Here is a 13236-nt window from a genome sequence, read left to right as displayed (position 1 = left end):
TCGACACGTAGTCGTAGACGACAGTCGTGTTGGTGGCAGTGAGGTCGATGTCGTGATCGGTGGTGTTGTAGACCTCGACGTACTCCCAGCGATCGGTGCCCTCGTTGTCGGGTGCGAACTCGGTCACAATCAGGTCGCGGGGGGCGATCTCGACGACGGGCTCGGGCTCCTCGGCGATGAGCGCCTCGGGAACGACGACGCCCGGGCTGGGCTCTGCAAGGGTCGACAGGACCGCCGCAGAGGTCCCGGATGCCGCAACCTGGAAGTGCACGCTCAGGTCGGTGCCGGCACCACCGACGGGGACGAAGGCGCGCGAGACCTCGGCATCCGCGACGCTCAGCCGAACTCCGCGACCGCCCCCATTTGCCATCCCGGACTGGCCGGTGACGCGGACGACGTCGTAGTCGGTCTGGGGCTGGGTCGCGGCGAAGTGGGAGCGGAAGTCGTCGACGGTCTTGGCGAAGCTGTCGACGGTCGAGGTGGTGTAGCTCAGCCAGAGCACGAGCGTCTCGCCCGCGTCGATGACGGTTCCGGGCTCGACGGTCAGCGGCACGTCCGAGGACCTGTCGTCGCTGTCTGCGTAGATGTACGACAGTCCGACACTGTCGGCATCCAGGTCGACCGCTTCGGTGCCCAAGTTGTGGACCTCGATGAACTCGAAATCGTCATAGCCCACGTTGTCGGGAGCGATCTCGGTGATCAGGAGGTGCGGTGTCTCCGACGCCGCTGCGGCCGGTGCGGCAACCACCAGGGGTGTGGCCAGAATCGCGGTTGCGGTGAGGAGAGAGAACGGACGGAACAGGCGCGCAGGCGTGGAGAGAGACATCAACAGCTTTCGTCTGGAGCAAACCCTGCGAACCTACGAGGCCGATGTGGCCACTGGCGACGCCGAGGTGAACACACCGTGACAGGCGGATGAGCAGTCGGTGCCCCCGCGATTCGCTCCCCGACCGGCGCCGTCTCCAGCCGCCGGGTCAGTCGCGCAGCGCGGCGAATCTCTCGTCGTAGACGGGCCGCAGCTGGGCGAATCGCGCGTCCCACGCGGCGTCGTCGACGAGGACGGCATCGGGCGCTGCCAGCCCCTGCGCCAAGAGCTCGAGATAGGTCTGCCACCCGGCCCCGTAGAGGATTGACTGGATGCCGTGATGCGAAAGCGTCAGGCGGGTTCCCGCGGCGTCGGGTGCGAGGCTCACCGTGAGCTCGGTGGGGTCCTCACCCACGGCGTGCCAGGTGGTGGTGAAGCTCTGCGGCGGCGTGCAGGCCGTGACGACTCCTCGGCACCATACCTCGCCGTCTGATCCGAGCACCTCCCACGCACCGCCCTCGCGCAGATCGCCGCGGTAGGTCGCCATCCACCGCGACAGCCGCTCGGCGGTCGTGACTGCCGACCACAGGTCGTCGATGTCGGTCGCATAGACCTCGGAGTACTCGAGGTGGTACCGGTCGCCGTCGCGCGTGATCCGTGGAGCGCCGAGGGTCATGATGCCTCCTGGTCGGGAGTGATGGGAATGCCGGATGCCGCTGACAGGCGAGGCTCGGCAGCGGCCTCGCCGCGTCGCCGCGCCGACCTGCCGCGCGCGATCTCGGTGTGCAGGGCGTCGAGACGTTGGGAAAGGGGTGCGCGCAGCCGGTCGAGGTACGTCGCAGCAGCGTCGAGGCCGTCGGCGCGAAGGTGATAGATCCGCCGGGCGCCATCGATCTCGGCATCCGCGAAGCCGTTCTCACGCAGCAGTCTCAGGTGCCGCGAGATGGCGGGCTGGCTGATGGCGAACTCGCCGCCGACCAGGTCAACGAGCACACCTGCGGGCTGCGGGCCGTGGGCCGCAGCGCGGAGCATCCGATAGAAGCGGCAGTATTCGACCGAAGCCTCGAGTCGGGACTACTCGACCGTGACGGACTTCGCGAGGTTGCGCGGCTGGTCGACGTCGAGCCCCTTGGCCGTGGCAAGGCCCATCGCGAAGATGTGCAGCGGCACGACGGCAAGCAGCGGCTCGAACAGCGGGTCTGCCAGCGGGATGCGCAGCACCTCGTCGGCGTAGGGCAGCACGGCGGCATCCCCCTCTTCGGCGACCGCGATGATGCGGGCACCGCGAGCGCGGATCTCCTGGATGTTGGAGACCACCTTCGAGTGCAGCAGCGGTGAGTGCCGCGGCGAGGGGACGATCACGAAGACCGGCTGTCCGGGCTCGATGAGGGCGATGGGGCCGTGCTTGAGCTCGCCGGCCGCGAAGCCCTCGGCGTGGATGTAGGAGATCTCCTTGAGCTTGAGAGCCCCTTCGAGCGCGATCGGATAGCCCACGTGGCGACCGAGGAAAAGCACCGACTGGGTGTCGCCCATCCACCGCGCGAACTGCTCGATGTGCTCCTGCTCGCCCTCGAGGACCCGCGCGATCTTCTCGGGAACACCCTCGAGTTCGAGGACCTGCTGGCGGATCTCGGTGTCGCTGAGGGTTCCGCGCACGTGCGAGATGTGCAGTGCAAGCAGGTAGAGCGCCGTGATCTGCGCGACGAACGCCTTGGTCGAAGCGACAGCGACCTCGGGCCCCGCGTGCGTGTAGACGATCGCATCCGACTCGCGCGGGATCGTCGCCCCCTGCGTGTTGCAGATCGACAGGGTCTTGGCGCCGCGCTCGCGCGCGTACTTGACTGCCATGAGGGTGTCCATCGTCTCGCCGGACTGGCTGATCGAGACGACGAGAGTGTCAGCCCCGATCACGGGGTCGCGGTAGCGGAACTCATGAGCCAGCTCGACATCGGCGGGCACCCGCGCCCACTGCTCGATCGCGTACTTGCCGACCATGCCCGCGTAGGCCGCGGTGCCGCAGGCCACCACGATCACGCGATTGATTCCGGCGAACAGGTCGTCGAGGCCATCGAGTTCGGGGATCGATACGACCCCGTCACGGATGCGTCCCCGCACCGTGTTCGCGACAGCCTCGGGCTCCTCCGACACCTCCTTGGCCATGAACGACGACCAACCGCCCTTGTCGGCGGCTGCGGCATCCCACAGCACCTCGAACGGCTCGACGCCGACCGGGTTGCCGTCGAAGTCCGTCACCTCGACCCCGTCGGGGGTGATGGCGACGATCTCGTCCTGCCCGATCGCGAGAGCCTGACGGGTGTGCTCGACGAAGGCTGCGACGTCGGAGGCGAGGAAGTTCTCGCCCTCGCCGAGTCCGATCACCAGGGGCGAGTTGCGGCGGGCGCCGACGACGAGGCCCGGGTTGTCGCGGTGCATCGCGAGGAGGGTGAAGGCGCCGTCGAGGCGGCGGACGACCGACCGGAACGCGGCGACGAGGTCGCCGCCGTGCGCGCGATACTCGCGTCCCAGCAGCACCGCCGCGACCTCGGTGTCGGTCTCGCTGCGGAACTCGTAACCCTCTTCGCGCAACTCGTTCTTGATCGCGGCGAAGTTCTCGATGATGCCGTTGTGGATCAGCGCGAGCTTGTCGTCGTCTGCAAGGTGCGGGTGGGCGTTGGCATCCGTGGGGCCACCGTGGGTCGCCCAGCGCGTGTGCCCGATGCCCGTCGTGCCCGCGGGGAGCGGATGCTCGGCGAGGTCATCGCGCAAGACACCGAGCTTGCCCGCCCGCTTGCGCATCCCGAGGTGGCCGTCGCCGTCGATGACGGCAATGCCCGCCGAGTCGTAGCCGCGGTACTCCAGGCGCGACAGTCCAGCAATGAGGATGGGCTGACTCTCACGCGGCCCGACATATCCGACGATTCCACACATTCCACACATGCTACGGGTCGCGGATGCGCTCATCCTGCGCCGCCGCCGGGAATACGCGACGGTGCTATCTGCGGGACGCCCCAGCGTCGCGACGGTGCTATCTGCGGGACGCCCCCAGCGTCGCGGCGGTGCTGTCTGCGGGACGCCCCGAGCGTCGCGACAGCACTACCCGCGGGACGCCCCAGCGTCGCGACAGCACTACCCGCGGGACGCCCCGAGCGTCGCGACGATATCCCGGACGACGTCGTCGTTCTCGAACAGGCGATCGTGCGCGCACGGCCCTGCGAGCGGCGGGATACCACCGAATCGCTCGGTGAGATCGCCGAAGTCCGCCGACCCGACGGTGGTCGTGAGGTCGACGGTCACCTCACAGCGGGCGATGAAGCTGGAGTCGGCATCCGCCGTCGCTGAAGTGACCTCCACGATGCCGTCCCCCGCCTCGAACACCTGGTCAAGCGCGGGTGCGAGATCCAGACCGAACACGCCAGCTGCGTCGCGCAGAGCCGTGAAGATCTCTGGGGGCACGAGTCCCGCCGTCAGGTGGATGCGATAGTCGCCGGCGATTGCGTGCACGTTCAGACTGCTCGGCCACTCAGGCACACTCGAGAGCTCGGCCGAACCCGCTCGAAGCGCCTGGCCGCCGTCACCAGCGACGGCGAAGACAGTCCGGACGCTGGGCGGGATGTCGCACCCGACGCGAGCATCCGACTCCATCTCACGGTTGCAGATCCCGACGATCGCGGGCAAGGCGATCTGAGCGATGACCGACGCCGACGAGAACAGGGACTCTGTCGCATCGCCGAGCACCGACACCACTGACGCGACCTCGGACCCCTCGTTCGGGGTCGCGACGGTGATGACCTGACCGACGTGCGAGGCTACGCCCTCGTTCGATCCCCCGAGGGCGTAGCGAAGCGCGAGCCCTCCCATCGAATGCGCGACGATGTCAACGGTGTCGCCTGACGCCTCGGCGAGACACTCGATCGCTCCGGCGAGCGCGGGTGCGGTCGCCGTGTGCCCGACCCACAGTGCGGCCACGGAGGAGTAGTCGAAGGCGAACACTGACGTGTCGGGAAGCTCCGATAGGCGCTCTTGCAGCGAGCGCAGATCGACGGCGGGGTCGCCGCCCGATGACCACTCGACCGGCCGAGAGAACGGCGAATTGGCGATACCCGTGCTCGTCGTGACCGGTCTCGGTCCCGCCTCCGACTCCGGCATGGCGGTGCTGAGCCACCCGTGCACGAGCAGGACGGGGTTTTGCACCGGGTCCTCGTCGGAGCCGGTGAGTCGCACGAGGTGGGGCGACACTCCGGCGAGGCAGGATGCCGCATTCGTCGCGCCGCCGGCGGTCGATGCGGCGGGTTCGGAGGTCACAAAACGCGAGACGGATGCCCCAGAATCGACCACGTCGCCGGGCGAAGCCGAAGCGACCGCGGGTACGCCGATCAGCGCCCCTGCCGCAATCGCCGACAGGAACGTCACGCCGAAGAAGCGCCCACGCCCGTTAGGGAGCAGAGCTTTCATACGGCCCCCGATGACCACCCCGCATGAAACATCTTTACCATGACGATCGGCGTGTCGCGATATCGGTGAAGCCCTGACCGTGCTGGGACCGCTCCCATGCCCCGCCGGTTGGAGAATCCGCCGATCTGCGCCCCTTTCGGGCGCACAGCGCGCTGCTAGACCTTGCGCAGGAGGACGCGGTCGACGGCGTGATTGGCGGCCTTCTGCAGCACGAGGGTCGCCCGATGTTTGGTGGGCAGGACGTTCTCGATCAGGTTCGGCAGGTTGATCTCGTTCCAGAACCCGAGGGCGGTCTCGACCGCCGTCTCGTCGGTCAGATCGGAGAAGACGTTGAAGAACGAGCCCGGGTCGGCGAAGGCACCGTGTTTGAGAGCGAGGAAGCGGTCGACGAACCACTGCGTGATGTGTTCGGGATCGGCATCCACGTAGATGGAGAAGTCGAACAGGTCGCTGACTGCCACCTCGTTGGGCGAGGGCGGCGGCTGGAGCACGTTCAGTCCCTCGACGATGACGACATCCGGGCGCCGAACCGTGATGACGGCATCCGGAACGATGTCGTACTTCATGTGGGAGTAGAAGGGAGCGCGGACCTCGGGCGCCCCACTCTTGACGTCGGTGAGGAACTGTACGAGCGCGCGCCGGTCGTAGGACTCGGGGAAGCCCTTGCGGTGCATGATGCCGCGGCGCTCGAGCTCCGCGTTGGGGTAGAGGAAGCCGTCGGTGGTCACGAGCTCGACGCGCGGGGTGTCGAGCCAGCGGCTCATGAGCTCGCGCAGCAGGCGCGCGATGGTGGACTTGCCGACGGCGACTGATCCGGCGACGCCGACCACGAACGGGGTGGTCGAGTCGTTTTCCTGCAGGAACGCGCTGGTGTCGGCTCCGATCCGCCGGGTTGCGCCCGCGTACAGGCTCAGGAGGCGACTGAGCGGGAGGTACACCTCGCGCACTTCGTCGAGGTCGAGGCGATCCCCAAGGCCGCGAAGCGACACGATCTCGGTTTCGGTGAGCGGCTGACGCATGTCGGCAGCGAGCCTCGCCCACTCGGGGCGCAGGATCTCACGGTAGAGCTGCGGGTTGAGTTGCTCGCGGGCGTCGAGGGCTGCGGCATCGCTGGGCACGGGGCCATCGTAACCCCCATGCGAGTTGTCCCTCCCTCACGCGAGTTGTCCTTCCCTCAGCCGAGTTGTCCTTCCCTCAGCCGAGTTGTCCTGGATGGCTCACTACACTGTCGCTCGTCGGAGCACGTCGACGCTGTGGTCGCCGCACGAGGAGACGGAGGATGCACGCGTGGACGACGAGTCGATGCTCACTCGAACGCGATGGGCGCGCCGCGGCGCTCTCGGCATCCTGGCGATCATCGCTCTGGTCGCCGTGATCGGGCTTCCCCTGTATGTCTTCCCGGCAGTTCCCGCGGCGCCCAAAGCCGACCTTCTCTATGTGATCGGCCCACCGACTGCGACCCGCATCGCGGATGCCGAGAGCCTGCGCGATCAGGGAATCGCTGACGAGGTCCTGGTGTCAGTGCCGGCATCGGGGCCGGACTCGGCGGATGAACTCGCCTACTGCTGGCGGGCTTATGTGACCTGTCGCACTCCCGACCCGTTCACGACGCGGGGGGAAGCAGCGATGCTCGACGCCTATGCGACCGACGATGAGAGCGTCATCGTGTTGACCTACACGCCGCACGTGCTGCGTACGCGCTACATTTTCGGCGCGTGCGCGGATGCCGACGTCACCGTGATCCCCGTCGACGAGAGCCTGAACCTGTCGCGCTGGATCTACAACTACGCCTATCAGACTGCCGCCTTCGCGAAGGCGTGGATCGTCGGTTGTGCGGCACCGCCCTCCGACGCCCTGCCCTGAGGCCTCGTCTGATGCGCCGGGCCGAACGCAGGCGCGATCGTCATTGGTGGCGCACCTGAGCCACTGGCCACGGCGTTCATCCTGCAATCGGCACGACAACGACCGGGCACGGATGCCTACCCGAGCCACCGATAAGCTGACCCCCGTGCGTCTGGGCGTCCTCGACATCGGCTCCAATACCGTCCATCTTCTCGTCGCCGACGCTCACCCCGGCGGCCGCCCACTCGCCTCCACGAGCCACCGATCCGTGTTGCGCCTCATGAGGTACGTCACGCCCGACGGCGCGATCAGCGAGGAGGGGATCGCCGCGCTCGTGGATGCCGTGTCACAAGCCCGCGTGGTCGCCGAACGCGAGAAGGTCGACGAGTTCCTCGCGACGGCGACCTCCGCGGTGCGCGAGGCCACCAACGGAACCGAGGTGATCGCGCGAATCGAGGCAGCGCTCGGCCAACCGCTCCAGGTTCTCGGGGGCGTTTCGGAGGCCCGGTTCACGTTCCTCGCGGTGCGGCGGTGGTTCGGCTGGTCGGCCGGTCAGATCCTGCTCTTCGATATCGGCGGCGGGTCTCTGGAGATCGCGGCGGGAAGTGACGAGCTCCCGGATGAAGCGGCATCCGTGCCCCTCGGCGCTGGACGCATGACGATCGCCTACCTGCCGGATGACCCGCCCGGCGAGGAGGCCGTCGATCGTCTTCGGACACACGCCCGCCAGACGCTCAAGCCGCTGACCAAGACTTTCGGTGCGCTCCCCCGACCTGATCACACCGTCGGATCCTCCAAGGCGATCCGGTCGCTGGCCAAACTCGTCGGCTACCCGATGCCCGGGTGGTCGGGCAGCGAACGGATGATGCTCCCCCGCGCTGCGCTCGGGTCGTGGATCCCGCGCTTGGCGCGCATTCCGGCATCCGCTCGCCAGGAACTACCCGGAATCACCGCCGATCGGACCTTCCAGATCGTCGCGGGTGCGGTTGTGCTTCACGAGGCGATGCGCGCGATGGATGTCGAAGAGCTCGAAGTGAGCCCGTGGGCCCTGCGCGAGGGCGTGTTGCTCCGGTACATCGAGTCCATGGGCTGGGGCTGAGCACCGGGGCCGGCCGCGACAGTTCGGCACCACCGTCGATGATGCAACAGCGCAGATCGTGCTCGGCGCGCCGGTGCTGGTCCGTGGGCGCCGGCGCGTCGGCCAGGACGTGCGTGGTCCAGTTGCCCGTGGCGATGCCTCCCCGGTAGTTGTTTCCGGTCGAATAGAGGTAGCCGTTGCCCGCGCCATCGCCCGCGGTGTTCCCGAATCCCCAAATGAAGTAGTTGCCGCTCTGCGAGGGCGAGACGATGACGTCCATCGCGACGGTCACCGAGTCGAGACCGCCGATGAGGTTGTCGGGAAGGTCGACGTAGTCGTCGGTGCCGTCGAATGTCACACCCTCCGCACCGAGGAGCGTCGGTGAGCCGATGTAGGCGGCGTCGTGGCCGTTGCCCGAGCTATCGGCGGCTACCGTTCCGCTCGTCTCGTCGAGCGCGTAGTGCGCGACGAGGTGCTAGGAAAATCCCAGCTTCTCCCATCGATAGAGCGGGGGCGCGGTGGGTGCGAATCTCACGAACCCCCGTGGGGCATGCCTGTGAGCGCTCCCATGCCCGCGACGACGCGCGCACGAAAGTTCGCGCGGCCTCTCGGTGGCTAACTCCTCAAAGACGACGGAGTGTGAGCCAGATCACGCCGCGGTTGCACCGTTCACATAACTGATCTGAGGAGTTAGCCACGCGCCGAGCCGGCGAGGGATGCCGCCGAACGGATGCCTGGAGGGGCGGCTCAGACGGGAAGACTGAGCCGTTCGCGCACCACGCCCGCGAGGGCCTCGGCGTGAGCGTGGGCGGTTTCGGCGTCGGCGGCCTCGACCATGACGCGCACGAGGGGCTCCGTGCCCGAGGGGCGCAGCAGAACGCGGCCCGAGTCCCCGAGCGCTGTGGATGCCGCAGCGACCGCATCCTGCACGACCTCGTCGGTCGCAACCAGCGACCGGTCGACGCCCTGCACGTTCACGAGCACCTGGGGGTAGACGGTCATGATCGACGCGAGCTCGGCGAGCGAACGTCCGGTCCGGGCCATCTCCGACATGAGGTGCAGGCCCGTCAGCAGGCCGTCGCCGGTGGTGGCGAAGCGAGACATGATGACGTGTCCGGACTGCTCGCCGCCGAGGGCGAAGCCGCCCTCGTTCATGCGCTCCAGCACGTACCGGTCGCCGACGGCGGTCTGTTCGACACGGATGCCGTGATCGGCCATCGCGCGATGCAGGCCGAGGTTGCTCATGACCGTGGCGACGAGAGTGTCGTCGGTGAGCTCCCCACGGTCTTTGAGCGCGACGGCGAGGATAGCCATGATCTGATCGCCGTCGATGACCTGGCCGGCAGCGTCCACGGCAAGGCACCGGTCGGCGTCGCCGTCGTGCGCGATGCCGAGGTCGGCGCCGTGCGCGACGACAGCTGCCGCAAGCTGGTCGAGGTGTGTCGAGCCGACGCCGTCGTTGATGTTGAGGCCGTCGGGATCGGCGCCGATGACCGTCACGCGTGCGCCGGCATCCGAGAACGTCTGCGGTGAGACGCCGGATGCCGCGCCGTGCGCGCAGTCGAGCACAACGTGAAGCCCGTCGAGCCGATGCGGCAGGGACTGCAGGAGGTGGAGGACGTAACGGTCCTCGGCATCCGAGAACCGGGTGATCCGGCCGACGCCGGCGCCGGTCGGCTGCAGCTTTTCGCCGCTCATGGCGGCTTCGATGCGCGCCTCGACGACGTCGGGCAGCTTCACGCCGCCGCGAGCGAAGATCTTGATGCCGTTGTCGGGGGCGGGGTTGTGGGATGCCGAGACCATGACCCCGAAGTCGGCGTCGTGGTCGCCCACGAGGTAGGCCAAAGCGGGGGTGGGGAGCACGCCGGCATCGAGGACGTCGACGCCCGAGGAGGCGAGTCCCGCCGAAACGGCGGCGACGAGGAACTCCCCCGAGACGCGCGGGTCGCGCGCGACGACGGCGGTGAGCCGCTTGCCCGCGGCACGGCGGGCGTCAGCGGTGCGTCCTTGGCCCAGGACGACAGCGGTCGCCTGGGCCAAGGACAACGCGAGATCGGCGGTGAGGATGCCGTTGGCAAGCCCTCGTACGCCGTCCGTGCCGAACAGCGGCATGGTGCGCGGTGGCGAAGCGATTAACGCTTCGAGTACTGCGGAGCCTTGCGCGCCTTCTTGAGACCGGCCTTCTTGCGCTCCTTCACGCGAGCGTCGCGTGAGAGGAAGCCGGCCTTCTTGAGTGCCGGGCGGTTGTTCTCGGCGTCGATCTCGTTGAGCGCGCGGGCGATGCCCAGGCGAAGGGCGCCTGCCTGGCCCGAGGGGCCGCCGCCCTGGATGCGGGCGATGACGTCGTAGGCGCCGGTGAGGTTCAGCAGCGTGAAGGGGTCGGTCACGAGCTGCTGGTGCAGCTTGTTCGGGAAGTAGTTCTCGAACGTGCGGCCGTTGACGGTGATGGTGCCGGTGCCGGGGACCAGGCGCACGCGCGCGATGGCCTCCTTGCGGCGGCCCACTGCCGCGCCGGGGACGTTGAGCACGGGACGTGCAGCCTCAACAGCCTCGACGTCGACGGCAGATTCGGTGGTGTAGCTGGTGGGCTCGGTTGCGGTGGTGTCGTTCGCCACGAGTATGTCCTTCTGGGTCTGTCCGGCGCTTACTGGGCGACCTGGTCGAGCGTGTATGTCTTGGGCTGCTGAGCGGCGTGCGGGTGCTCGGCACCGACGTACACCTTCAGCTTGGACAGCTGCTGGCGACCCAGGCTGTTCTTGGGGAGCATTCCGCGGATGGCCTTCTCGACGGCGCGGACGGGGTTCTTCTCCAGCAGCTCGCTGTACGCGACGGCCTTCAGGCCGCCCGGGTATCCGGAGTGGCGGTAGGCCATCTTCTTCTCGAGCTTCTGGCCGGTGAGGGCAACCTTGTCGGCGTTGATGATGATGACGTGGTCGCCGCTGTCAACGTGCGGTGCGAAGGTCGCCTTGTGCTTGCCGCGCAGGAGCGCTGCAGCGTGGGAGGCGAGGCGGCCGAGAACGACGTCGGTGGCGTCGATCACGAGCCATTCGCGCTGGATTTCGCCAGCCTTGGGGGTGAATGTGCGCGTCACGATAGTGCTGCTTTCTGGTTCGAACGGAGGAGTTCGTGAATCCCGCTCCGGGGTGGTTCCGAGGCCGAAGGCCGCCGAACACGCCAGTGGAGGGCTCACGTTCGCGGTGATCTGCCGCAGTGAGGCAGGCACCAAAGGGATAGCTTACGGCATCCGGATGCTGCGCGCGAACCATCCGCGCCGTGCCCGTGGTACCAGCCCTGTCGCAACGGCGCACCCCAACCGCGACACGCCGCAGATGTGAGGACGGCGCCGGCGTGTGCGCCAAACGGTGCGCCGTTGCGACACAGCATCCCGGTCGCGCCCGCCGCTTTTCGTCGGCACCCGAACTCGCGAGAGGTTATCCTGGCGCTCATGCCTCCTGCCCTGCGTCGTCGACTGGGACGGGGGGCACTGGTTCCGGCGGCCCTGAACCTTGTCGGGATCGGGGCCATGACGGCGCCCGCGATTACCGGTCTGCCGCTGGCTGTTGATCTTCTCGCTCCCCCGACAGAGCGAACCGGCATCCTCGCGCTGGCTGTGACCCTTGGCGCGGTGGCGGCGACGATCGCCAATCCTCTCTTCGGGGCACTCTCAGACCGCACGCGCTCGCGGCTCGGGGCGCGGCATCCGTGGATCATCGGCGGCTCCGTCTTCGGGCTTGCGTCGATGCTGTGGCGCCCGTTCGCCGTGGTGCCGGCCGCTGTGCGCGACGAGATTCCGCTTGACCTTCCCTCACATCTCGCGCACGCGACCGTTCCGGCCCCGCCACCTGCCGTCATCCTCACCCCCCGTGAGCGGGAGGTGTTGACGGCACTGGCAAGCCCCGACTCGCTCGCGCAGATCGCGGCGCGACTTCACGTGTCGGTCAACACGATCAAGTCTCAGGTGCGCTCGCTCTACCGCCGTATGGGAGTCTCCTCGCGCCAAGAGGCGATCGCCGAAGCTACCCGATTGGGTCTGGTCTCACTCCCCCCGTCACCGTAGGCCGCGAGTGCGCGCTACACCGGCGCAGTGACCGGAATACCGACGCTCTGTGCGGCATCCGCGAACCGGTCGTCATAGGTGAGAACGGTGTCAACGCCCAGGCGAACAGCGCATGCCAGATGCATCGCGTCGAGGGTGCGCAGGGCACGGCCGGGTAGCACTCCTGCCTCGCGGTAGACAGCTGGTGTCAGCCCGTAGAGGGCGACGTGATCGAGGAGGGCGGAGATGTCCAGCTGCGGGATGCCATGGCGCACCGCAACGCGCCGCAACTCGGTCTCGAGCAGCATACCGGCGACGAGCTCGACGGAACCGTCATCGACCCACGCGGCTAGCGCCGCTGACTCGGGCTCGTCAATCACCAGCTTGGCTGCCGCCGACGTATCGATATACGCCCGCGTCACCGCTCGGATCGCAGTTCGTCAAGAGTCTCGCGGACGCTCCCCCGGATGCTGTGTCGAGTGAGTGATCCGATCCTGTCGGATGCTGTCGCCGCGCGAACAAGGGGGAGTTCGGCAGCCTGCTCTCCGCTCGGCACGATCGAGGCAACGGGAACACCGTCGTTGGTCACGACATACGTTTCGCCCTCTTGCACACCGCGCAGCACGCTTGCGCTGTTGTTGCGCATTTCTCGATGGCTGATGGAGGGCATGGCTCGAATCTACCAGCCGTAGCACGCGTAGCACAGGGCGATTCAGGCGGGTGTGGAGAGCTGCGTCACCGCACCTCCAGGGGAGGACGCGCCTAAGCGCCGACGGTGCCGACGGTGCCCACGACGAGCATCGCGACGGCGACGCCGTTGAAGACGATGTGAGTGAGCACGGCCCCCCAGATGCGCGCGGTTGCGACGACGAGGCCGGCGCACACGATCCCCACGAGCCCGAGGGTCGCCACCGACCACCAGGTATAGGTGTCGAAGACCAGGTGCAGGCCGATGAAGAGCACGGTCGTCACCGAGATCGCGGCGAACCCTGCCCACGAACGCGAGTTCGTCATCCGTCTGAC

General features: G+C 67.9%; 14 protein-coding genes and 1 pseudogene. 3 read left to right on the top strand and 12 right to left on the bottom strand.

The window, feature by feature from the left end; translation table 11 throughout:
* The 6 genes and pseudogenes from B3587_RS12970 to coaA form a co-directional block, all read right to left on the bottom strand.
* A pseudogene (locus B3587_RS12970) lies at positions 1–826 on the bottom strand (hypothetical protein); the annotation flags it as partial.
* 148 nt (positions 827–974) lie between these two features.
* A complete protein-coding gene (locus B3587_RS12965) occupies positions 975–1481 on the bottom strand; it encodes an SRPBCC domain-containing protein (protein WP_228177209.1) in 507 nt (168 codons plus the stop codon).
* Positions 1478–1837: an ArsR/SmtB family transcription factor gene (locus B3587_RS12960; protein ID WP_292729306.1), complete on the bottom strand. Its 360-nt coding sequence runs from the start codon at positions 1835–1837 to the stop codon at positions 1478–1480. The genes B3587_RS12965 and B3587_RS12960 overlap by 4 nt, the downstream gene beginning before the upstream one ends.
* Before the next feature lie 42 nt (positions 1838–1879).
* Entirely contained in the window at positions 1880–3733 is a 1854-nt protein-coding gene (glmS, locus tag B3587_RS12955; protein ID WP_292729304.1) for a glutamine--fructose-6-phosphate transaminase (isomerizing), read from the bottom strand.
* 198 nt (positions 3734–3931) lie between these two features.
* Entirely contained in the window at positions 3932–5257 is a 1326-nt protein-coding gene (locus B3587_RS12950; protein ID WP_292729302.1) for an esterase/lipase family protein, read from the bottom strand.
* Positions 5258–5412: 155 nt separating this feature from the next.
* Positions 5413–6375: a type I pantothenate kinase gene (coaA, locus tag B3587_RS12945; protein ID WP_292729300.1), complete on the bottom strand. Its 963-nt coding sequence runs from the start codon at positions 6373–6375 to the stop codon at positions 5413–5415.
* 94 nt (positions 6376–6469) lie between these two features.
* Here coaA and B3587_RS12940 point away from each other — a divergent pair, with 94 nt between their 5' ends.
* Positions 6470–7120 carry a YdcF family protein gene (locus B3587_RS12940; RefSeq protein ID WP_292729298.1) on the top strand — a complete coding sequence of 217 codons (651 nt, stop codon included), beginning with the start codon at positions 6470–6472 and terminating at the stop codon, positions 7118–7120.
* 145 nt (positions 7121–7265) lie between these two features.
* Entirely contained in the window at positions 7266–8198 is a 933-nt protein-coding gene (locus tag B3587_RS12935) for a Ppx/GppA phosphatase family protein (protein ID WP_292729296.1), read from the top strand.
* A gap of 726 nt (positions 8199–8924) precedes the next feature.
* Here the strand turns inward: B3587_RS12935 and glmM are convergent.
* From glmM to rplM, 3 genes are read right to left on the bottom strand one after another with little or no spacing between them, the layout of a single operon-like run.
* Positions 8925–10289, bottom strand: coding sequence for a phosphoglucosamine mutase (glmM, locus tag B3587_RS12930; RefSeq protein WP_292729294.1), 1365 nt, complete (start codon positions 10287–10289; stop codon positions 8925–8927).
* Positions 10290–10309: 20 nt separating this feature from the next.
* The gene (gene rpsI / locus B3587_RS12925) at positions 10310–10792 is read right to left on the bottom strand and encodes a 30S ribosomal protein S9 (protein WP_292729292.1); all 483 of its coding nucleotides are present in this window, start codon (positions 10790–10792) and stop codon (positions 10310–10312) included.
* Between the two features lie 29 nt (positions 10793–10821).
* Entirely contained in the window at positions 10822–11268 is a 447-nt protein-coding gene (gene rplM / locus B3587_RS12920; protein WP_228177219.1) for a 50S ribosomal protein L13, read from the bottom strand.
* A 354-nt stretch (positions 11269–11622) separates the two neighbouring features.
* Between rplM and B3587_RS12915 the strand changes: the two genes are divergently transcribed.
* Positions 11623–12234, top strand: coding sequence for a helix-turn-helix transcriptional regulator (locus tag B3587_RS12915; protein WP_292729289.1), 612 nt, complete (start codon positions 11623–11625; stop codon positions 12232–12234).
* A 14-nt stretch (positions 12235–12248) separates the two neighbouring features.
* Here B3587_RS12915 and B3587_RS12910 read toward each other — a convergent pair whose 3' ends face one another.
* The 3 genes from B3587_RS12910 to B3587_RS12900 form a co-directional block, all read right to left on the bottom strand.
* The gene (locus B3587_RS12910; protein WP_292729287.1) at positions 12249–12635 is read right to left on the bottom strand and encodes a type II toxin-antitoxin system VapC family toxin; all 387 of its coding nucleotides are present in this window, start codon (positions 12633–12635) and stop codon (positions 12249–12251) included.
* Entirely contained in the window at positions 12632–12883 is a 252-nt protein-coding gene (locus tag B3587_RS12905; protein WP_292729284.1) for a type II toxin-antitoxin system Phd/YefM family antitoxin, read from the bottom strand. The genes B3587_RS12910 and B3587_RS12905 overlap by 4 nt, the downstream gene beginning before the upstream one ends.
* Positions 12884–12975: 92 nt before the next feature.
* Positions 12976–13236, bottom strand: a 261-nt coding sequence (locus B3587_RS12900; RefSeq protein ID WP_292729282.1) for a type II CAAX prenyl endopeptidase Rce1 family protein, incomplete at its 5' end; no start/stop codon positions are given.

It is taken from the genome of Microbacterium sp. UBA837, assembly GCF_002296025.1.
GTDB lineage: Bacteria > Actinomycetota > Actinomycetes > Actinomycetales > Microbacteriaceae > Microbacterium.
This window is presented reverse-complemented; position numbering and strand designations above follow the sequence as displayed.